The organism is Sorangium sp. So ce693 (assembly GCF_051521375.1).
Classification (GTDB): domain Bacteria; phylum Myxococcota_A; class Polyangia; order Polyangiales; family Polyangiaceae; genus Sorangium; species Sorangium atrum.
The window spans coordinates 2,589,239-2,608,145 of the sequence record NZ_CP150347.1 but is presented as its reverse complement, the minus strand read 5'-3'; the positions used below and the strand labels follow the sequence as shown (position 1 = coordinate 2,608,145).

Here is an 18,907-nt window from a genome sequence, read left to right as displayed (position 1 = left end):
GCGCGCGGCATACCGGTTCATCGCGCGTCGCCAGCGAGCGCGCTGAAGAACGCGAGGAATACCCGCCGCTGGATCGCGACCATGTACTGCTCGCGCTCCCTGCAGAAACGCGCAGCCTCCGGTAGCCCGAGGGCCCCGGCGGCGACCTCGGCGCGAGCGAGCTCACAACGCGCCTCCTCCAGGATGGCGTCGAAGCCGCCGCGCGCAAACAGCCGCGCGCGCAGCGCCGCCGCGCTGCGCACTTCCTGATCGCGACGAGGCCCGCTGGCAGAGACGACGGCCCCGCTCGGCGGCGCCGCATCCGCCGCAGCGAGCGCCCAGATCCTGGAGAGCACATACGTCGTGTTACCAAAATCACGATCTTTCTCGGCGTGCAGCAGGTCCGCGAACAGCTGATGCGCTGCCACGAGGGCGGAAACGAACTCCTCGAGGGCGGCCAGGTGCTCGGCCTGCGAGAGCGCGAACAGGGCCGCCGCCGCCGGGAGCACGAGCGGGCGCGAGCGGGCGAGCACCCGGCGGAACGTGGCGCCGTCCTGCGGGCCTGCGCCGCGGTGGAGCCGCCGCTCGAGGAGCATCGCCTCGCCGTACCCGAGCCAGACCTCTTCGAAGAGGCCCCAGAATGCGCTTCCGCCGGGCAGCACGCGGGCGAGCAACGTCTGATGACGAGCGAACAACGCCCCGGACAGGAGCACCGTCGCTGCAGGCTCACCGACCCCTTCGTCCAGCAGGTCGTCCTCGATCCGGACGTGCAGGTACCCGACCGCTGCCGCCTCGGCGAGATCGACGGCGAGCGGCGGAAGCGCCGGCGATCCAGCATCCCGCGCGAGCGCCGGCCCGCCGGGACGCGTCGCGACCCAGAGCGGCAGCTCGAGCACCGGGAGCGCCGTCGGGTGCGAGAAGTAGCCGTCGCCCGGCTCACCCTCGAACAGCCTGAGGCGCGCGGCGAGCTCATCGAACAGCGCACCGAGCCCGCTCCCCAGCCGGGCCCGGAACGACGCGAGCCGCCGCAGCACCTCGGCCTCGAGCGCCGCCTCGACGGCGCCTCGCGCGCCCTCGCCTCCCCCTGCGCGGCTGTCCTCGCTCATCCCACCTCCGGACGGCGCTGGCGGCGCCGACTCGGGCGACGCTAGCACGAGCAGCCTCGTCCGAGGGGGCGGGCGCCGCCGACTTTGCCCCGCGCGCCGCCCGTGCGACACTCAGCGACTTCACGAGATCAGAGACCATGATCGATTCCGAGCGTTTCGCTGGGCGTCACGGGGACATCACGACCGACGCGCGCGCTGACGTCCTCGATTTCCGGGACACCCTCTATCGCCCCACGATGGTGGAAGTGCCTCCGATCATGCCCCCGGAGCGCTTCGTCGAGTACGGCGTGCCCGTGCTCGACCAGGGCAAGAACAACGGCTGCACCGGCTTCACGGTCGCCACCGTGGCGCACTACCTGCTGCGCGGGCGCAGGGTCTCGCCGGACCGCAGCCTCGTGAGCCAGAACATGGTGTACACGATGGCGCGCCGCTACGACGAGTACCCCGGCGAGGACGACGCGAGGGGATCCAGCCTGAGGGGCGCCATGAAGGGCTGGCACAAACACGGTATTTGCTCCTATGAGCACTGGCCGTGGGACGCGAACGATCTCCACGGCACGCTCACGCCGGAGCGCGCGGTGGACGCGATGCTCCGGCCGCTCGGCCTGTATCAACGGGTGAACCACAGGGATCTCCCGGCGATGCACAGCGCCCTCGCGGAGGTCGGGATCATCGCGGCCTCCGCGCTGATCCCGTTCAACGGCTGGTATTATGGGACCCAGAGGAGCGGCATCATCCCGACGGTCGACAGGACGAATCCCTTCATCGCCCCGTGGGGAGGTCACGCGTTCGCGATCATCGGGTATGACGCGGAGGGCTTCTGGCTCCAGAACTCGTGGGGTGTCGGCTGGGGCAAGGGCGGCTTCGGTCGACTCTGTTACGACGACTGGCTCCAATACGGCTTCGACGCGTGGGTCGGGCGGCTCGGCGTCCCGATCCGCCTGAACCAGGCGCGCTCGCTCCGCCCGCTCACGTCCACCAGCCGGACGTTCGCCAGCCTGCGGCCGCACCTCATCAGCGTCGACATGCACGGCCAGCTCCAGCAGCGCGGAGCCTACGGCACGTCGTCGGAGGACGTCCGCATCATCATGGAAGAGGATTTCCTGAGCGCGACCGCGACCTGGAAGCGCCGCCGGCTCGTCCTGATCGCGGGCGGCGGGCTGCGCCGGCAGATCGACGCGATCAACCGGATGTCGCGCCTCCGGCCGAAGCTGCTCGGGCACGAGATCTACCCCATCGAGCTTCTCTGGGAGACCGACCACTACCCGCGCCTCCTCGAGATCCTCCATCGCGCCACGGAGGGGCGCCGCCACGACGGCTACGATCCCAGGGCGTTCGGGTTCATGATCGATCGGCGCGACGACGCCCTCGAGCCGCTCGTCCGCCGCATGGGCGGCAAGGCCGAGTGGGACCGCATGAAGCTGGCCGCGGGCGACGCGACGATGGACGCCGACCACGGCGGCGTCCGCGAGATGATCGGCCGCCTCGCGTCGCTGATGGACACCGATCCGAGGATCGAGCTCCACCTGGTCGCCCATTCGAGCGGCACGTTCCTGCTCGCGCCGCTGGTCCAGCTGGTCACCTCGGAGAAGGGCAAGAAGATCGAGGGCGGCCCGATGCGAGGTCAGCTCGGGTTCGGGCTCCCCATCGAGTCGCTCTCCCTGCTCGCGCCGGCGAGCGCCCTGGACGCGTTCCGCGACACGTACATGCCGCCCATCAAGAGCGGCATGGTGCGCCGGTTCGCCCTGTTCACGCTCACGGACGAAGCGGAGCTCCAGGACCACTGCGAGGTGTACGGCAGGTCGCTCCTCTACCTTGTGTCGAACGCTCTCGAACGGCGCCCGCGGGTGCCCGGCACGAGCGGCGTCTCGCTGCTCGGCATGGAGGCGGGGCTCCTCGATCCGGAGAACGCCGACGTCCTCTCGCTCCTCACGGAGACCAAGGACGATCGGCCCGTCGTGTTTCCGAGGGCGGAGTGGATCAAGGGACCCAACACGAGGCCTCCTCCCCACGGCTCCGAGGCGCGGCGGCATGAGGACTTCGAGAACGACGCGACCACGTGGAAGTCCGTCATCGCCCGCATCCTCAACCAGCCGTTCGCCGATCACCTGCCGCCCATGTCGGCGCGGGATCCGTGGTGAACGCGCGCCCCTCACCCCTCCGGGCGGCGCCGCTCCGCTGAGCTCAACCCGGGGAGGGCCGGGGCGCCGAGCCGCCCGGACGCGAGCGGCGGCGCGCTCGCGCCGCTCAGGAGGAGCGCGAACGATGCCCGGATCTCCTCGCCGAAGTTGATCCGGAAGAGGCCCATATCGGGGCGGCTGCGGATATCGCGGATCACGTCGCTGGGATCGCAGACCTGGCGCATCCCGATGAGCAGGGCGTACATCCGGATGAGGGTCGGGCCGCCATGGCCAGGAGCGAGCGACGGCAGGCACCGCTCGAGCAGCACCCCGGTGCGCTCGACGTGACCCAGGAGAGAGAGCTTGAAGCGGAGCGCGGCCTCGTAGCTGACGTTCTGCTCGAGCACGCTGTGGAGGATGCCGAGCAAGCGTGTCATCGCGTCGCGCGCGGCGAGGGTCGTCGACAGGATCGAGGCGACGCTCGCCGAGGCGTCCTCGGCAGGCGCCCCGGGCGCGTCGCGGCGGGCCCGCGAGGGCCGAGGGCGCGCCGGGCTCGCGTCGCCGCGGGAGGCGCAGAAATGCGTCAGATGGATATCCACATCGTGGAACCACTTCGCGAGCTCTTGATCGACGACCGCGAGAAAGAGCTCTTCTTTCGTGGTGAAGTAGAGGTAGAGCGTGCCCTTTGCGAGGCTGGTGCGCTCGGCGACCTGAGCCATGGTGACCTCGGAATAGGCGGTCTCCTGGAACAGCTGCCAGGCTGCGTCGATGATGAACCGCCGCCGCTCCTCCTTCTGCTCCTCCTTCCTCGCCCTCCGCGTCGAGCTCATAGACTCCCCGGTCTACGATGTCTCCAGAAGCGCCGCAATCCAGACTCAACGGTCACCACAGCGCGAATTCGAGCCGACGGGCGCGACCAGCGCTCGTCGCGATCGGCGCGCTCACTCAGCGGAGCAGCAAAACGCATGTTGCAGCCGCGGTAGCTGCATTCATCACATTTCGCCGGACACGGTCACACCGAACCCGTGCAGGCCAAGGAACATCGGGGCGATGCCCGAACGCGCCACCCGCGCGACGGTCCTTGAGAAGGCGCGCGCGACCCGCGCCGGGAGCCATCCTGAGCCATCGGGTACGGCGGGAGGCGCGGCGGCGCGCGAGACGCGCGAGACGCGCGGCGCAGGCAGCGCGAACAGGCCAGCGCCATCATTGCAGGGCAGCGCGAAGCAGAGAGGAGAACAGACCAGGGTCGCCACCGTGACGACCACCAATCCCCTCATGATCGCCGAACCAGCGCTCACCGCGACACCCACATCTAATGTAGCGCTGCCACCGACGATTGTCGTGAGCGACAGGGCAGCAAAATAACGTCGCCGCTGTCCAACACTGGAAGTTCGACATGGAGAGTCGCTCTTTCTGCGACATCCCACCTCCGCCACGGCCGCGCCAAGTCGGGCGCTCCCTGGATCGCGCTGTTCAGCCGGCGGCCGCCATCGCCAGCGCCTTGTGGATCACGCGGAGCGCGACGTCGGTGAGGCCGTAGGCCGGAAGCTCGGGGACGGGCACGAGGGCCGCCTCGGAGGCGTCGTCTCCTGGAGAGAGGGCGCCTCCGATCGACTCGCACAGATAATCGAGGATCACATAATGATAGGGAGTCGCCACGATCTCCACGACCTCCACGAGGGGGCCGACGCGGACGTCGAGGCCCGTCTCTTCGCGGATCTCGCGGGCAACGGCGTCCGCGAGCCGCTCTCCGGGCTCCACGCGCCCACCCGGGAGCGACCAGGAGCCCGCGAGGGGAGGACGAGCGCGCTTGACGACGAGCACGCGCGGCGCGTCAGGCGCATCGGGCCGGCGATCGATGACGACGGCGCCCACCGCGACGCGCGGGGGCGAGAGGGCGCATGCCGGCGCGTCGCTCACGGGGCGGCAGCTTCCGTGCGGCCGGCCTTGCAGCGGACGTCGCCCGGCGTCGCGACCGCGAGGTCGTACTCGCCGAGCGCGAAATCGCCAGGGATGACGACGGCCCCGTCGTACCGCCCTCGGTCGTCGGTCGACAGCGAGCCGACCGTCACGCCCTGCGGCGCCGCGGTCCCCGTCAGGACCACGTCGACGCGGACGTGCCCGCACGGCGCCCCGGCGCTGCTGACCTGTCCCTGGAGGTGGAGGGGAAAGCCGCGGCGGATGTCCTTGTCCAGCGCGGTCACGACGACGTCGGTGCTCTCCGCCGCGCGCCCGGCCGCGTCGCTCGTGGGCGTGGGCGCAGGGGGCGGCGGCGGCACGGCGGCGCCGCTGCTCCCGGCCCCCGGGCCAGCGGGCCCCTGCTGCGTCTGCTCGGCGCGCGTGCGGTCGGCGAGATCCTGGCCCGAGTCGCGCTGCTCCGGCCAGCTGTAGGGATCCGGCGGCGGCACATGGGGCGGTCGGCTCGGATCGACCTCCTCGTCCATGTTGAGGGCCGCCCCCCCGAGGTCGATGCGGTGCCAGAGCGAGCCATCGAAGACCTCGACCCAGGCGTGCGCCTCGTTGACGACCATCCGCGCGGGGATCCCGATGTGCAGGGCGGTGACGAGGAACGCGAAGGCGCGGTGGCGGCAGACGCCTTTTCGCGAGAGCGCGAGATCCAGGTAGATGTCGCCGTTCCCCTTGGGCGGGTCGTCCGACGGGGCGAACGACCGGAAGTACTCGACCATCTTCTGTACGACGTCGCGCGGCCGCATCGCAGACGAGATGCCGATCGCCTGCGCGACCTGCCTGAACGCCGCCTCGTGGGAGGCCTCCTGGGGCGCGCGGAAGGGCTCGAGCTTGCTCCAGCTGACGTCGGCGAACTCGCTGCCGAAGGTCGCGCGGGCGATGGCGAGCTGCACGATGAGCCGGACGCGCGCGCTCTTCGCGCTGCGCACGAACCAGTTGTCGGCGCCGTCACGCAGGACCACGACCGGGGTATCGGGGTTCACGTGCATCCGCACGAGGCGCGTGTCCGGTCCCACCGTCGGGATCCGGACCGGCTCGTTGGGCACGAGATCGACCGCGATGTCCCCGTAGAACGCCTCGTCGCCCGCCGAGACGGCGCCGTCCGCCTTGACGGTCTTCAGGCTCCGATCTCGGACGACGAGCGAGTAGTCCGCCCTCACGGCGTCATACGCTTGCAGCCGCTTGAACGGCGCGGTCGCTGGAGAGAACGGATCGTCGTAGCGCTCGACGTTCGGCCGGCGGGTATCTCGATCCGGCTCGTAGGACGCGTCGGGGCCGGCGTCGGAGCCGACGTTGCTGTAGACCTGCTGCTGGTTTGACGGCGGGCGCTGCGGATCGGGCGCCGTTGCCAGGCCGCTCGGCGTCTGGATCGCCGCGGGGAGCCCGCCGTCGAGCGTCGTCGTGGCGAGCGAGACGTCCTCCGCGGGATCCGGCGCGATGAACTCGTGCAGGAGCGACGCCTGCGCATCGGCGAGCCGCGATACGGCGCAGGCGAGCGCGAACACGAGCAGGCCGCGCGCCGAGCCGCCGAACCGGCGCCTGGACACGGGGACAGCCGGCGGAGCAGCAGAGCGCAGGCGTGCGACCGGAGAGGACATCAGGGGCCTCTTATGAAACCAGAAACCCCTGTGATGTTCCACGGCGGCGGGTCGGTCGCCGTCAGCTACCGTCAGCTACTTGCCCGACGGCCGCCTCCGATCGCGCCGCCGACGTCGGCGACGTTTATCACCGGTCAGCGCCGGAACTGCGCGGCGTCGGCGTGCTGGCGCCGCGGGTGCGGGGCGGAGCGCAGCCTGTCGATCGCTTCCGTCGACTCTCCGCGCGCGGTGAGCTCGGCGGCCAGCACGTCGAGGGCAGGCTGGAAGATGTCCGTCCGCGCGAAGCGGCCAGCGCGACCGCCCGCGAGCCTCGGCAGGACGGCGACGATGCGCCGCATGCCGTCGGCGTAACGGCGAGAGATGGCCAGCCGATCGATGAGGGGCTCGAGGAAATCGGCGACCGCCGCCGCGCGGTCGCGGACGCCGTCGCAGGCCTCCTTCATCGGCTCGAGGAGCAAGAGCGTCCAGAGGACCGTGTCGTCGAGCGGCCGATCCGCCGCGGTGCGCCGGTCGACGTAGTCCAGCACGCGCCAGAGGCGCTGCCCGGGGCCGTCATCGCCGCGATCGTCGTAGAGCAGCGCCGAGACCTCCGGCAGGAGGACGTCGAGCACCCCGGTCTCCCACGCGAGGTAGATGGTGCGGCGCGCCTGGCCGCCGCGCAGCAGGCGCAGGATCTCCTCCGAGAGGCGCGGGCGCGCCGCGAGCGCGAGCGCGTCCCGGCAGTAGACGACCGCATCGTAGACGTCGGGGGTGATCCCGAAGCCCAGCCGACCCGCGAACTTGAGCGCGCGCAGGATGCGGATCGGATCCTCGCGGAAGCGCGTCTCCGGATCGCCGATCGTGTGGACCACCTGGCGGCGCACGTCCTCCATGCCGCCGACCCAGTCGAGGATCTGCCGCGCCTCGACGTCGTAGAAGAGCGCGTTGATCCGGAAGTCGCGGCGGAGCGCGTCCTCGTGCGCGACGCCGAACGCGTTGTCGCTGCGGATGAGCAGCTCGCTCCCGTCGTCGGAGTCCTCTTTCGGGTTGCGGCGGAAGGTCGCAACCTCGATGACCTTCCCGCCCTGGAAGAGGACGTGCACCAGGCGAAACCGCCGGCCGATGATGCGCGAGTTGCGGAACAGCTCGCGGACCTCCTCCGGCCGCGCGCTGGTGGCGACGTCGAAGTCCTTCGGGCGCCGATCGAGCAGCAGATCCCGCACACAGCCGCCTACCAGGTAGGCTTGAAAGCCGTGGCGCACGAGGCGTCGCACGACTTTCTGGACATCCGGATCGATCCGCGCCTCGTCGAAGACGACCTGGTAGCGGCGCGGGGTGGGGATGTCTTCGTCGACGAGCTCGACACGGAACGGATCGTCGTCGAGGGCGCCTGTGTCCGTCGGCATGAGGTCGCCTTCGGGCCCAGCGCGTGGCCCGGAGGCGCTGCGGCTCTCGTACATCGGGAGTTCGGCGTCTTGAAACGCCGCTGTACCGTTATCAGGTGATGGGGTCGCGCGACCCATAGTCAGCAACCGAGAAAGCACCAGGCAGCGCCTGGAGGGAGTGGAGGACGACTGGCGCGCGATTCTGGGATCCCAGTACTCGCTGGAGAACCGACCCGCGCAGACGAGGCCCGCGCCCGCGGACCTCCGAACCGAGCCGGGTCGCTCGCCGCGGCCAGCGTCGGCCTGACGAGCGGATCCGGCTGTCGCCCGGAACAAGAGATGGTAACGGCCGTCTAGCAGGGCTTCGCCGTGAGAGCAAAGCCGAGGCGCAGGGAGGGCGACGGAAGCCTCCGGAGCGAGCGGGCTTCACGGTTTGGTGCCCCAGTGCCCGACGCCGGGGGGCGGCGGCGCGCCGGCGTCGGGCGGAACCGCGGACGACGTCCCGACGCGGGCCTCGGGCGTCGCGAGCAGCGCCTGCCGTAGCTCCGCCATCGAGGCGAACCGGCCGCGGGGGTCCTTCACGAGCGCCTTGCGCACGACGGCGTCGAGCTCGCGCGAGATGAGCAGCCCAGGGTGGACCCGGTGCAGCGGCGGCGGCGGCTCGCGCCCGTGCTTCTCTGCGATGGCCGGGTACGGGCCCTGAAAGGGGACACGTCCCGCGAGCATCTCGTAGAGCACGATGCCCAGGGAGTAGACGTCGGCGGCGGGCGCAGCCGGCGCGCCCTGCGCCTGCTCGGGCGCCATGTACTCCGGCGTCCCCACGACCCGGGGGAGCGGCGCGCCTTCGTCGCCCTGGCTCTGGATGTACGAGAAGCCGAAGTCGAGCAGCTTGACGATCTCGCGCCCGTCGGCCGCGTGCACGAGGAACACGTTCTCCGGCTTCACGTCGCGGTGAATGACGCCGGCGCGGTGCACGGCATCGACGCCCGAGGCGAGGTCGGCGGCGATCCGGACCGCGCGAGACGGGACGAGCGCTCGGGTGAACGTCAGCGTGTCGGCGAGATCGAGCCCGACGAGCAGCTCCATCGCGAAGCACGGCGCGTCGCCGGCGCGCTCGAGCGCATCGACACAGAGGACGTTGGGATGACGGACGCGCGACGCCGCGCCGGCCTCTCGCTCGAACCGCGCGACGAGCAGCGGATCGTCGCGGAGCTCTGCCCGGAGGACCTTGAGCGCGACGCGCGACGTCGCGGCCTCACGCGGCCTGCCGACGCGCTCCGCGAGGTAGACGTGCCCGACCCCGCCGCTGCCGAGCAGCTGCACGACGCGGTACTTGTCGCAGAGGAGCTTGCCCACGAGCGCTTCAGCGGCGACGCGAGCGGGAGGCATGGGATCGATCGTAGCGCAGTCGCGCCTGCCGAAGGGCACGGAGGGCACACGGACGCGACGGCGGCGCAGAAGACAGCGCTGGCCAGCCGGTGCGCAGCCAGGAGAGGTTCGCGCCCGTACCATCGGGCGGCCGCATCGCGCGCTCCGCGGCAGCACAGAGCTCCGGCCGCGACCGCTTCCAGCGACCGGGCCGGCGCCACGGGAAGACCGTGGCGCAGGGGGATGACGCGCAAAGTCATCGTGTGCGCGCAGACCTCGTCGTGCCTGCGCGGGCGTGGTCGAGGGTCCCGGGGCCAGGCGAGCATCACGCCGCCACGGCAGGGCCGCGCCGCCGGCCAGCAGCGCGGCGTGCGCTCCGAGGGCGCTGCGAGCTGCCCGCCCTGAACGCAGGCGCGCGTGGATCGCTTGAGCGGCGACGAGGAGGCGGCCACGCTAGGCGGCGCATGACCGACGACCGTCGATCCTCCACCCCGAGCACGCTCGACCTCGACGCCGAGCTGGCCCCCGCGGCGCCGAGCTCCGCAGAGCCGAGCGCAGCAGCCGCTTCGCCCCCGCCCCCGCTGCGATGGAAGAAGAACCTCGCGCTCTTCTGCGTGACGGTCATCTCGGTGTTCGTCGCCGGCACCCTCTGGGCTCCGATCACGCCGGACGACGACAGCGCGCTCTCGTTCGTGAAGGCGCTGCCGCAGACGTGGCCGTTCGCGGTGCCGTTCCTGTCGATCCTGCTGGCGCACGAGTTCGGGCACTACTTCGCGGCGCGCGCGCACGGGGTCGAGGCGTCGCTGCCCTACTTCATCCCGCTCCCTGTGGTGAGCCCGCTCGGCACGATGGGCGCGGTGATCTCGATGAAGGGCAGGATCAAGTCGCGGAACGCGCTGCTCGACATCGGCGCCTCCGGCCCGCTGGCCGGCCTCGCGGTGGCGCTCCCCGTCCTCTTCGTGGGCCTCATGCGCTCGGACGTGCACGCGAGCTCCGGACCTGCGCTGCAGGAGGGGCGCAGCCTCCTCTATCTCCTGCTGAGGCGGCTCGCGGTCGGCCCGATCCCGGAGACCCATGACGTCTTCCTCGGCCCCACGGCGATGGCGGGCTGGGCCGGGCTGCTCATCACGGCGTTCAACCTCTTCCCCGTCGGTCAGCTCGACGGCGGGCACGTCGCCTACGCGTTGTTCGGCAAGCAGCAGGACCGCTACAGCCGCGCCGCGCACTTCCTGATGCTCGCGCTCTTCGTCGGCAACGTCGCCTATTTCACGCGGCGCTTCATCGCGGAGGGGCTGTCCGACGCGCTCAGCTCCGCGGTCGCGAACGGGATGCCGTGGCTCACGTGGTTCGGCGTCGTCTACCTGATGCTGCGCGTCGGCGGGCGGGAGCACCCTCCCACGGAGGCCGGCGAGCTGTCGCCAGCGCGCAAGGCGATCGCGGTGGTGACGCTGCTCTTGTTCGTGCTCCTGCTGATGCCGACCCCGTTCGGCACCTACTGAGCGCGCGAGCGTCAGGTCTTCGCGGCGCCGAACTTCGACCGGAGCGCGTCGCAGACGGCGGCGGGCGCGTAGTGGCTGACGTCGCCGCCGTGGCTCGCGATCTCGCGCACGAGAGACGCGGAGACGAAGCCGTAGTGAGTGCGCGTCGGCAAGAAGACGGTATCGACGCCGGGGAGCATGTCCGCGTTCGCGTGGGCGATCTGCAGCTCGTACTCGAAGTCGGTCGCCGCGCGCAGGCCGCGGACGATCACCCGCGCGCCGACGCGCTGGCAGTACTGGATGAGGAGCCCCTCGAACGAATCGATCCGCGCGTTCGTCACCTCGCTCGTGGTCTGGCGCAGCAGCTCCAGCCGCTCCGAGTACGTGAACAGCGGGTGCTTCGTCGGATGCCTACCGACGGCGATGATCACCTCACCGAACAGCTTCGACGCCCGCTGGATCAGGTCGAGGTGACCGAACGTGATCGGATCGAAGCTCCCCGCGTAAACAGCCAACAGATCCTTGGACATGATGCTCACTGGTCCGGCGTCCGCTTGGGAGCGCCCGCGGGCGGCGCCGACTTCGGAGCGGCCGCAGGCGGAGTCGACTTCGGAGCGGTCGTGGGGGGGGCCAGCGGCGCCTGGAGCGCGGGCTCCTGGAGCGCAGGTGAGCCGGGCGCGCCTGCTGGACCGGCGCCCTCTGCTGGCGGCGCGGCGGGAGCCTGCCCTTCGTTGACGGGCGCCGGCGCGCTGCCCCGGAGCACCTTGTTCACGGCGGTGTCGTCCTCGATCCACATGAGCCGACCGCCGTCGCCGAAGGTGACACGGAAGTAGGCGAGCAGCCCCGCGCCGATCACCCCATCCAGATCGAGCTGGAGCTGCTTCTCGACCGCCTGGAGCGGCGCCCCGTACACGCCCGGGACCTTGGGGATCTCCAGCGCGCCCAGCCGCAGCATCGGCACGACGCCCTGCTTCAGCTTCTGCTCTGGATCCTGCTCGACCCGCTTCAACCCATCGGCCTCGAAGCCGGCCTTCTTCCAGCCTTCCTTGTCGAGCGCGATCGGGAACGTCATCGACGTGTCGATGAGCAGCGGCCCCTGCACCGACTTGTCGGGGCCGAGGCTGCTCCGCAGCACCATGCCGCCACCTTTGATGAAGGCGACGTCGACGCGCGTCGCGTCGGGCGGCGCCGGCGGAGAGAAGCTGCGCACGACGAACTGCCAGCCGCTGTAATCGATGGTCGCGTTGAGGCGCCGGAGCAGGTTCACCCCGAGCAGCGCCTTGACCGGCGCGCCGATCTGCTTCGAGACGCCCGAGAGGTCCTGCGTGAGGGCGGGCACGTCGTTGATCTCGAGCTTCTTGCCGAAGCGGAGGGAGACCCAGCTCGGCTCCTTGCGCGTGCTGCTGTCGAGGACCACCTCGCCCGTGCCGGTCGACACCATCGCGAGCGCCGACTCGCCGTCGATCTCGAGCGGGACGACGAAGAACGGGGCCGCGGCGCTGACGTGCTGCATCTCGATCGCCGCGAGGAGCGCGCCCGAGACGGTGAACGGCGCGCGCCCCGCGCCGCGCCTCGCCAGCTTGGCGATCGACTTCGCCCACTCATCGACGACATCGGGATCGTCGAGCATCGCCTCGAGCTCGTCGGCGGCGGCGTCGAGATCGCCCTTGTACCAGAGCGCGCGCCCGCGGAGCCCCGCGGCCTCGGAGCCGGCGACGCCCTTGAGGAGGCGCAGCGCCTCGGCGTAGTCGAGCCGGGCCAGCGCGATGCGCCCCGCGAGAAGCCGGGCCTCGGTGTCGGTCGGGACGATCGTCAGCGCCCTCGAGACCGCATCGCGCGCGTTCTCGACGTCGGCGGACTGGAACTCCTGTCGAGCGCGGGCGAGCCATTTCTCGGCCGCCGGCGGGCGGGCGGACTCCGGGCCGATCATGCTCGAGCACGAGGCGAGGAAGGTCGCGGTCAGGAGGCCGCCGAGGCGGACAGCGAGGGAGCTTCTCGTCGGCGGGTTTCGGTTCGAATGGATTCGCACGTGGATCTCAGGCCCTTTGCGGCACACCGTCCGGCCCGAGCTCTCCCGGCGAAATCGGCTCGATCGCCAGGATGCGATCGGCCCGTAGCTCGCGACGGCTGCGCGACGGGAGCAGATAGCCGAGAACCCGGGGTGGGTCGAGGTCCGTTCGCACCCCCGTTATGCGCACGACGAGCTCCTCTGGCCCCCGGCGCGCCGGACGGTACCGCACGCGCACGGTGGCGGCATGCTCGGCCGCGCGCACCGCCGCTGCCACCAGCGCCGGGCGAGCGTGGCGCTCGCCGATCCGGACGTGCCACAGGTCGCGCGGCGTCCGCGGCGCGAGGACCTCCACGACCTTGCGGAACACGGAGCGCAGGGCATGGACGTCGTCTTCGGCCCGGTGAGCACGCTCGCGGTGCACGCCGAGCTCCCTGCAGAGGGAGGCGAGGCTGTGGCTCGGCAGGGCGAAGGCCCGGCGGGAGAGGACGAGCGTGTCGAGGTAGTACGGGAGGCGCCTCGCCCTGCCCGCCCGCGCGAGCTCGGCCTCGAGGAACGCCACGTCCCACGCGGCCGCGTGCGCGATGAGCACCGCGCCCTCCGTGACCTGGTCGATGCGATCGCAGAGCTCGGCGAACGTGGGCGCGCCCGCGAGCTCCCGCGGATCGATGCCGTGCACGTGCGCGTTGCCGAACACGCCCGGCTCGGGGCGCACGAGCGACGTGATCGCGTCCTCGCACGCGTCCCCCCGCGTCCGCTCGGCGCAGACCTCGATCACGCGATCGCTCTCGGGGCGGAGGCCCGTCATCTCGAGATCGAGGAACACGAGCGGCGCGCTCTCGATCGGATCATCCCAGGGCGAGCCGGCAGGGGGCTCCGCGCCGGTCGCCCGCTCGGGCGCCACCCCTTCGCGCTGCTCCGTCATCCGACCTGCTTCCCCACCACGGCGGCTCGACCCAGGAGACGACCGTCCCTCGACATGGACGCGTCTTAGCGAATACGGCGCCCGATCGAAAGCGATCCGCGCGGAGCGTCGAGCGCGGCACGCCCGGCCCGTGACGTCCGGGCTCCGGCGTCATGGCCTCGCGCAGCCCGAGCGTCGACGGGGCGGGCGCGGGGGGGTTCGAGACGATGCCCTGACGGCGCAGGGGGCCGCGCCGCGCGGCAACGGCAGAGATCCAGCAGAAACGCTGCCGTGCAGCACTGGATGTTCACCGGAGCTTTCGTTGCTACACTGCCCAGCGTGCCGGACGGGGTAGCTACAGTCCCGGGGGGCTCTCCTCACGAGGAGCTCGATCTCGGCGACGGTTTTTCGGGGTTCCGCTACGAGCGTAGGACGACCGAGCCGCTCGATCTCCCGGTCCTCGTGGTGAACCGCTTCTTCCAACCTGTGCAGATCACGACGGCGCGTCGCGCATTCCTGCTGCTCTTCGGCGGGGCCGCCCTCGCCGTCGACGAGGTCGGCGATCTCCACGATTTTTCGGCGTGGCGAAGCTTGCCGGTGCGCGACAAGGACGATGGCCTCCCCGTGGTCGGCGGCTCGCTCCGCGTGCCGCGCGTCCTCCACCTCCGCCGTTACGACCGCATGCGGCGCCCGACGATCCGGCTGACGCGGAAGAACGTGATGCTCCGCGACACGCACCAGTGCCAGTACTGTGCGCGCCGCCCGCCCGTTCGCGATCTCAACATCGACCACGTGCTCCCCCGGTCGCGCGGCGGCGAGGACACCTGGGAGAACCTCGTGACCGCGTGCCGCACGTGCAATCTCCGCAAGGGCTGGCGCACGCCGGACGAGGCGAGCATGCGGCTCATCCGCCAGCCTCTGCCGCCGCGGTGGTCGGCGACGATGCAGATCCTGATCGGCTTGCCGCATTCGTTCGACGAGTGGAGCCCCTTCCTCAGGGCTGGCTGACGGTTCCCCCGTGGGTCTCTCCTCGGCGCCGAAGGCAAGCGCAGACGAGCCGACCGTTCACCTCCGAGCAGCCCCGGGCGCCGACCGGCTGATCGTTCACGGCGCCACGGTCAGTCGCCCCTGCTCGTCGCAGTAGGCGATCGCTCGCCACCCCTCCTCGGTGCAGAGGAAGAAGTCGATGCAGCCGGTCCAGCACGCGGTATCCACGCAGGTCTCCGCGGCTGCCGCCGGGCAGTCCGGCTGCTGCAGGGCGGGCGTGCAGCCCGCGGCCTCACCGCTGCGATCGAGCGTCACGACCTCGCACGCGCCGGGGCCGCCACCCACGCCCGCATCCCCGTCCCCGGCGGGCGCCTCGGGGGAATCGCAGCGCGCGACCTCCGTCCAGGCCCCCTCGAGGCAGTCGTAGAGCGCACGACACGCGGCATCGCCGCAGGTGCCCCCCCGGCCGACCGGGCACCCTCCCTGCGGGATCTGGCCGCACAGCCGCGGCTCCGCGATGGGATCGCAGCCTGCCGGGGCGAGGACGGCGACGGCGGCGGCCGCGATGAAGCACAGCGGGATCTTCAAGACGGCCGTCGAGGAGAGCTCAGGTTGCCGGCGCGAGGCGAGAAAAACGCAAGGCGCCTCGCCTCCGCTCGGCCGAACCGTTTAGTATGCGCGCCATGCGTCCCTGCGCCACTGCCAGCGCCGTGTTCACCGGAGTCCTCCTCGCCGCGGCCCTGTTCGCGGCCTGCTCGAGCGGCACCGCGCCGCCGCCTTCACCGCCTGACAGCGCATCGCTCAACGCTTCGCCTTCGCCGCCGCCTGCCTCGCAGCCGGCGTCCCCTGGCGCCGCGGACCCGGGCGCCACGGCCCCTGGCGCCGCGGACCCGGGCGCCACCGCGCCCGCGCAGCCGGACCGGCCAGCGAGCCGCAAGAAGGCCCCTGAGTCCGTCGAGGACTGCAAGGTCATCGCCTCCGAGATCACGAACGAGCCGCCGGACGGCGGGGTCGTGATGAACAACGCGACGACCTCCGCGGACGCGGGATCGAGCGATCGCCTGCAACCGCTCGTCGAGGCGATCAAGGCGAGGCGCGACGGCTTCCGCTGCTGCTTCGATCTGTACGCCCGCAAGCACCCGGGCGCGCAGGGCAGGATCACGTGGCAGCTCAAGCTGAAGCCCGACGGGACCTTCGAGGAGGCGAGCATCGTGCGCGACAAGAGCGACGTGACCGCGCCGCAGGTCGAGTCCTGCATGGAGGAGCTCGCGAAGTCGATCACCTGGGCGCGCTCGCCGAGCGGCAAGGAGACCGTGCTGACCTACCCCTTCGACTTCAAGCGGCGCAACTACTAGCAGCGCGCCGCCGGCGAGGAGCACGTCAGTGTCGAGCGACGCTTCGGGGATCCTGCGCGGCTCGGGCCACCCCGGCCGCAACGCCTACGCCGAGCTGCTCCGCGACACGCGCGGCCTGAGGCGCGAGCAGCAGCAAGCGCGCGAGGCGTGGTTCGCGCGCCTCGCGGCCGACAAGAAGGACGAGACGCTCTTCGAGCTCGAGATCCTCCTGAAGGGCGTCGCCTGCTTCGCGAACCCGCGGAACCACCCGGGCGCCGCGCGGCGCCAGACGATCGTCAGCCACGATTTCCGCGAGCACCTCCAGCACGCCCGCGACGGCATGGCGCGCGTGGTCCAGCTGACGCGCACCATGCTCGGCGATCGCGATCGCGCGTTCGTCTTCCAGCGCTACCTGGAGACGGTGCTCCCGGAGGACACGGCGCGCACGCGCCTGCTCCACGCGACGATGGCGCAGGAGTCGCCGGAGTCGAGCCTCTTCGTGCTCCGGCACGGCTTCACGAACCTCATCGAGGTCGCGGGCGGGCTGCTCCGGCTGCCGAGGGTCAACTTCAGGCTCTTCTACGCCCACCTCGCGACGGCGATGCGCGAGATCGCCCAGAGCACGTTCTTCAACCCGCTCCACGCGCTCGAGTTTCGCCCGGAGTTCGATCGCATCCCGTCGACGCAGGTGCTCGAGCTGATCCACCGCGTGCCCGGCGAGCAGGCGCACCGGCTCGTGGCGCTCACGTTCCTCGCGCTGTTCAGGATGCTCAGGTACCTCCGCCTGCTCGACGCCATCGCGCTCGACCACTCGGATCACCGCGTGGCGGGGCGCGGGTACCTCGTGCTCGCGGTCCTGCGCAGCGACGCCCGCGCGCTCTCGAACTACCTCCGGCGCCGGGCGGGCGCGCTGCTCGCGGACAGCTTCGAGCGCGATCTCCTGCGCGTGCCCGCGAGCGACATCGTCGCGCGCCACGACGAGCTCGCCGCCGAGGGGCACCGCCTGCTCTCCACGAAGGCCGCGCTGACCGGGCTCGCCGCGAACCTGCGGCTCGAGATGCGCCGCGCCTTCGAGCACGACCTCCCGCCCGCGGACGCGCTGGTGAGCGAGTCCGAGTACCGGGTCCGCCTCCGCGCCGTCTCGCACGGCCTCCGCCCCGCCCTGCAGAACGCGATCCTGTTCCTCGGCAGGTCGCTCGGCGCGAAGCTGGAGGAGGGCCGCGTCTTCGACGATCAGGCCGCGCGGCGCGCGACGAGCGATCGCCTCCGACGCGACGTGTGGATGTTCGCCCAGATCGCCCGTGCGTTCGCGAGCAAGGCGCGCAACACCGGCCCGGCGCCCGATCGGTGGACCGGCATCGCGAGCTTCGCGTTCGTGCGCGAGTTCCTGTCGTATTTCCGGGCGATGGGCTACCCGCTGCTCCGGGTGGGCGACTATCCCCACGTCGACGCGTTCGTCTCCGCGATGACGGCGCTCGAGGAGAGCGACCTCCTCGATCCGCAGCGGCTCGACGCCGCCATCCGCGAGTGCGAGGCGTTCTTCGAGTTCCTGATGAAGCTGTTCGAGCAGATCTCGAAGCGCGAGGACCTCGCCGGCGTCCCGTTCGATCGCAAGGGCGCCGCGCGCGCTCTCCGGCTCTACCTCGGCGAGCGCACCTGAGCGCCCCTCGCGGGCCGCGCCGCCGCATCCTCGGCGCACCGAGGGCACGAGCGCCGCTCGCAGCTCCTGGAAGCCCCCCGCAGTCCGCCGTCACCGAGCGGGACAACCGCGCATCACCCGCTGCTCCGGCACCCCGGCGAACAGGGGCGGCGCGCCGCACGTCGATGCCGGCCACCGCGGCCGCAGGCGGCGGCGCCGCCGCGAGGATGTCGTCCACCCGCGCGCGCCTCCAGCCTGGACCCGCGTGCCCGGATCTGCGGCGTCCTCACCCCCGAGCGTCTTTTTAGACGGATTATCTCGTCACAACCGGCGGGCCGGCACGCTGCGCCTCGTTCTGTTGGAAGACCCGAGGCGCTCCCGTGTCGCCTTATTCCGACTCGTCGGACGGGCCGGTGCTCGCCGGAGCCGGAGCCGGCGTGCTCTTGCGCGCGCCGCGGGTGCTCGCGCCCTTGGCCGGCGCGCGCTTGGCGGCGGCGCGTCCTCGAGGAGCGGCCGCCTTCTTCGGCGCAGCCGCCCGCTTGCCGGCGGCCTTCGCCTTGCGCTTCGGAGCGGCCTTCTTCGCGGCCGGCTTCTTGGCGGCGGCGCGCTTCGGGGTCTTCTTGGCGGCGGCGCGCTTCGGGGCGGCCTTCTTCGCTGCCTTCCGCGCCGGCTTCTTCGCGACCTTCCCGGCCTTCGCGGCGGCCGGCTTCTTGGCCGACTTCGTCACCTTCTTCGCAGGCTTCTTCGCGGTCTTCTTAGCAGCCATTGGAAATCCTCCTGCATTCGCCCCGGCACGGCACGGCGGACATCGCCGAACGTCCTCTCCGCTACAGTTTCCTTACCGAGGCAACAGATGTTGCACGACGTATATTGCCACGCATGGTGATGGTCAAGGAAAATCTTGCAGGCCCTAAACCGATGTATCCCGTGTGTTCCAGGCAAACTGGTCCGCAAGCGTTGCGAGGGTAAACGTCGGAGCAGGCCTGATGAAAGCAACCAGACCGAACCGTACGACTGATTTTTGTTGACAGTTGACGGGATGTCTGTCTTGGCG

17 protein-coding genes are annotated in these 18,907 nt (G+C 71.2%); 5 read left to right on the top strand and 12 right to left on the bottom strand.

Features of this window, described 5'->3' with window-relative positions:
* Positions 1 to 17 precede the first annotated feature (17 nt).
* Positions 18 to 1,085, bottom strand: a complete 1,068-nt coding sequence (locus tag WMF14_RS10010) for a geranylgeranyl pyrophosphate synthase (RefSeq protein ID WP_437800384.1) — start codon at positions 1,083 to 1,085, stop codon at positions 18 to 20.
* Positions 1,086 to 1,222: 137 nt separating this feature from the next.
* Between WMF14_RS10010 and WMF14_RS10005 the strand changes: the two genes are divergently transcribed.
* Positions 1,223 to 3,226 carry a C1 family peptidase gene (locus WMF14_RS10005; RefSeq protein ID WP_437800382.1) on the top strand — a complete coding sequence of 668 codons (2,004 nt, stop codon included), beginning with the start codon at positions 1,223 to 1,225 and terminating at the stop codon, positions 3,224 to 3,226.
* 11 nt (positions 3,227 to 3,237) lie between these two features.
* On the opposite strand, the gene WMF14_RS10000 is transcribed toward WMF14_RS10005, so the two are convergent.
* From WMF14_RS10000 to WMF14_RS09975, 6 genes are all read right to left on the bottom strand, one after another.
* A complete protein-coding gene (locus tag WMF14_RS10000; protein ID WP_437800380.1) occupies positions 3,238 to 4,035 on the bottom strand; it encodes a TetR/AcrR family transcriptional regulator in 798 nt (265 codons plus the stop codon).
* Positions 4,036 to 4,197: 162 nt separating this feature from the next.
* The gene (locus WMF14_RS09995; RefSeq protein ID WP_437800378.1) at positions 4,198 to 4,482 is read right to left on the bottom strand and encodes a hypothetical protein; all 285 of its coding nucleotides are present in this window, start codon (positions 4,480 to 4,482) and stop codon (positions 4,198 to 4,200) included.
* Between the two features lie 196 nt (positions 4,483 to 4,678).
* Positions 4,679 to 5,125, bottom strand: a complete 447-nt coding sequence (locus WMF14_RS09990; protein WP_437800376.1) for an NUDIX hydrolase — start codon at positions 5,123 to 5,125, stop codon at positions 4,679 to 4,681.
* Positions 5,122 to 6,771, bottom strand: a complete 1,650-nt coding sequence (locus WMF14_RS09985) for a transglutaminase-like domain-containing protein (protein WP_437800374.1) — start codon at positions 6,769 to 6,771, stop codon at positions 5,122 to 5,124. Before WMF14_RS09985 ends, WMF14_RS09990 begins: the two co-directional genes overlap by 4 nt.
* Positions 6,772 to 6,905: 134 nt before the next feature.
* The gene (pcnB, locus tag WMF14_RS09980) at positions 6,906 to 8,156 is read right to left on the bottom strand and encodes a polynucleotide adenylyltransferase PcnB (RefSeq protein WP_437800372.1); all 1,251 of its coding nucleotides are present in this window, start codon (positions 8,154 to 8,156) and stop codon (positions 6,906 to 6,908) included.
* Positions 8,157 to 8,561: 405 nt separating this feature from the next.
* Entirely contained in the window at positions 8,562 to 9,524 is a 963-nt protein-coding gene (locus WMF14_RS09975) for a serine/threonine-protein kinase (protein WP_437800370.1), read from the bottom strand.
* 443 nt (positions 9,525 to 9,967) lie between these two features.
* Between WMF14_RS09975 and WMF14_RS09970 the strand changes: the two genes are divergently transcribed.
* A complete protein-coding gene (locus tag WMF14_RS09970) occupies positions 9,968 to 11,002 on the top strand; it encodes a site-2 protease family protein (protein ID WP_437800368.1) in 1,035 nt (344 codons plus the stop codon).
* An 11-nt stretch (positions 11,003 to 11,013) separates the two neighbouring features.
* Here the strand turns inward: WMF14_RS09970 and coaD are convergent, their stop codons facing one another.
* From coaD to WMF14_RS09955, 3 genes are read right to left on the bottom strand one after another with little or no spacing between them, the layout of a single operon-like run.
* Positions 11,014 to 11,511: a pantetheine-phosphate adenylyltransferase gene (coaD, locus tag WMF14_RS09965; protein ID WP_272101394.1), complete on the bottom strand. Its 498-nt coding sequence runs from the start codon at positions 11,509 to 11,511 to the stop codon at positions 11,014 to 11,016.
* Positions 11,512 to 11,516: 5 nt separating this feature from the next.
* Positions 11,517 to 13,010 carry a tetratricopeptide repeat protein gene (locus WMF14_RS09960; protein ID WP_437800366.1) on the bottom strand — a complete coding sequence of 498 codons (1,494 nt, stop codon included), beginning with the start codon at positions 13,008 to 13,010 and terminating at the stop codon, positions 11,517 to 11,519.
* Positions 13,011 to 13,017: 7 nt separating this feature from the next.
* Entirely contained in the window at positions 13,018 to 13,914 is an 897-nt protein-coding gene (locus WMF14_RS09955; RefSeq protein WP_437800364.1) for a 3'-5' exonuclease, read from the bottom strand.
* Positions 13,915 to 14,232: 318 nt separating this feature from the next.
* Here WMF14_RS09955 and WMF14_RS09950 point away from each other — a divergent pair, with 318 nt between their 5' ends.
* Entirely contained in the window at positions 14,233 to 14,901 is a 669-nt protein-coding gene (locus WMF14_RS09950) for an HNH endonuclease (protein ID WP_437800362.1), read from the top strand.
* Between the two features lie 96 nt (positions 14,902 to 14,997).
* Here the strand turns inward: WMF14_RS09950 and WMF14_RS09945 are convergent, their stop codons facing one another.
* Complete coding sequence (locus WMF14_RS09945; protein ID WP_437800359.1) at positions 14,998 to 15,468, bottom strand: hypothetical protein; 471 nt, start codon at positions 15,466 to 15,468, stop codon at positions 14,998 to 15,000.
* Between the two features lie 95 nt (positions 15,469 to 15,563).
* Here WMF14_RS09945 and WMF14_RS09940 point away from each other — a divergent pair, with 95 nt between their 5' ends.
* Together WMF14_RS09940 and WMF14_RS09935 are read left to right on the top strand one after the other, a co-directional pair.
* Entirely contained in the window at positions 15,564 to 16,235 is a 672-nt protein-coding gene (locus WMF14_RS09940; RefSeq protein WP_437800357.1) for an AgmX/PglI C-terminal domain-containing protein, read from the top strand.
* A 28-nt stretch (positions 16,236 to 16,263) separates the two neighbouring features.
* Positions 16,264 to 17,874: a hypothetical protein gene (locus WMF14_RS09935; RefSeq protein WP_272101388.1), complete on the top strand. Its 1,611-nt coding sequence runs from the start codon at positions 16,264 to 16,266 to the stop codon at positions 17,872 to 17,874.
* Between the two features lie 367 nt (positions 17,875 to 18,241).
* Here WMF14_RS09935 and WMF14_RS09930 read toward each other — a convergent pair whose 3' ends face one another.
* Positions 18,242 to 18,619, bottom strand: a complete 378-nt coding sequence (locus tag WMF14_RS09930; RefSeq protein ID WP_012234342.1) for a hypothetical protein — start codon at positions 18,617 to 18,619, stop codon at positions 18,242 to 18,244.
* Between the last annotated feature and the right edge of the window lie 288 nt (positions 18,620 to 18,907).

Coding starts and splice junctions, on each gene's coding strand:
- WMF14_RS10010 (WP_437800384.1), bottom strand. CDS start 1,085: ATGAGCGAGGACAGCCGCGCAGGGGGAGGCGAGGGCGCGCGAGGCGCC.
- WMF14_RS10005 (WP_437800382.1), top strand. CDS start 1,223: ATGATCGATTCCGAGCGTTTCGCTGGGCGTCACGGGGACATCACGACC.
- WMF14_RS10000 (WP_437800380.1), bottom strand. CDS start 4,035: ATGAGCTCGACGCGGAGGGCGAGGAAGGAGGAGCAGAAGGAGGAGCGG.
- WMF14_RS09995 (WP_437800378.1), bottom strand. CDS start 4,482: ATGAGGGGATTGGTGGTCGTCACGGTGGCGACCCTGGTCTGTTCTCCT.
- WMF14_RS09985 (WP_437800374.1), bottom strand. CDS start 6,771: ATGTCCTCTCCGGTCGCACGCCTGCGCTCTGCTGCTCCGCCGGCTGTC.
- pcnB (WP_437800372.1), bottom strand. CDS start 8,156: ATGCCGACGGACACAGGCGCCCTCGACGACGATCCGTTCCGTGTCGAG.
- WMF14_RS09975 (WP_437800370.1), bottom strand. CDS start 9,524: ATGCCTCCCGCTCGCGTCGCCGCTGAAGCGCTCGTGGGCAAGCTCCTC.
- WMF14_RS09970 (WP_437800368.1), top strand. CDS start 9,968: ATGACCGACGACCGTCGATCCTCCACCCCGAGCACGCTCGACCTCGAC.
- coaD (WP_272101394.1), bottom strand. CDS start 11,511: ATGTCCAAGGATCTGTTGGCTGTTTACGCGGGGAGCTTCGATCCGATC.
- WMF14_RS09955 (WP_437800364.1), bottom strand. CDS start 13,914: ATGACGGAGCAGCGCGAAGGGGTGGCGCCCGAGCGGGCGACCGGCGCG.
- WMF14_RS09940 (WP_437800357.1), top strand. CDS start 15,564: ATGCGTCCCTGCGCCACTGCCAGCGCCGTGTTCACCGGAGTCCTCCTC.
- WMF14_RS09930 (WP_012234342.1), bottom strand. CDS start 18,619: ATGGCTGCTAAGAAGACCGCGAAGAAGCCTGCGAAGAAGGTGACGAAG.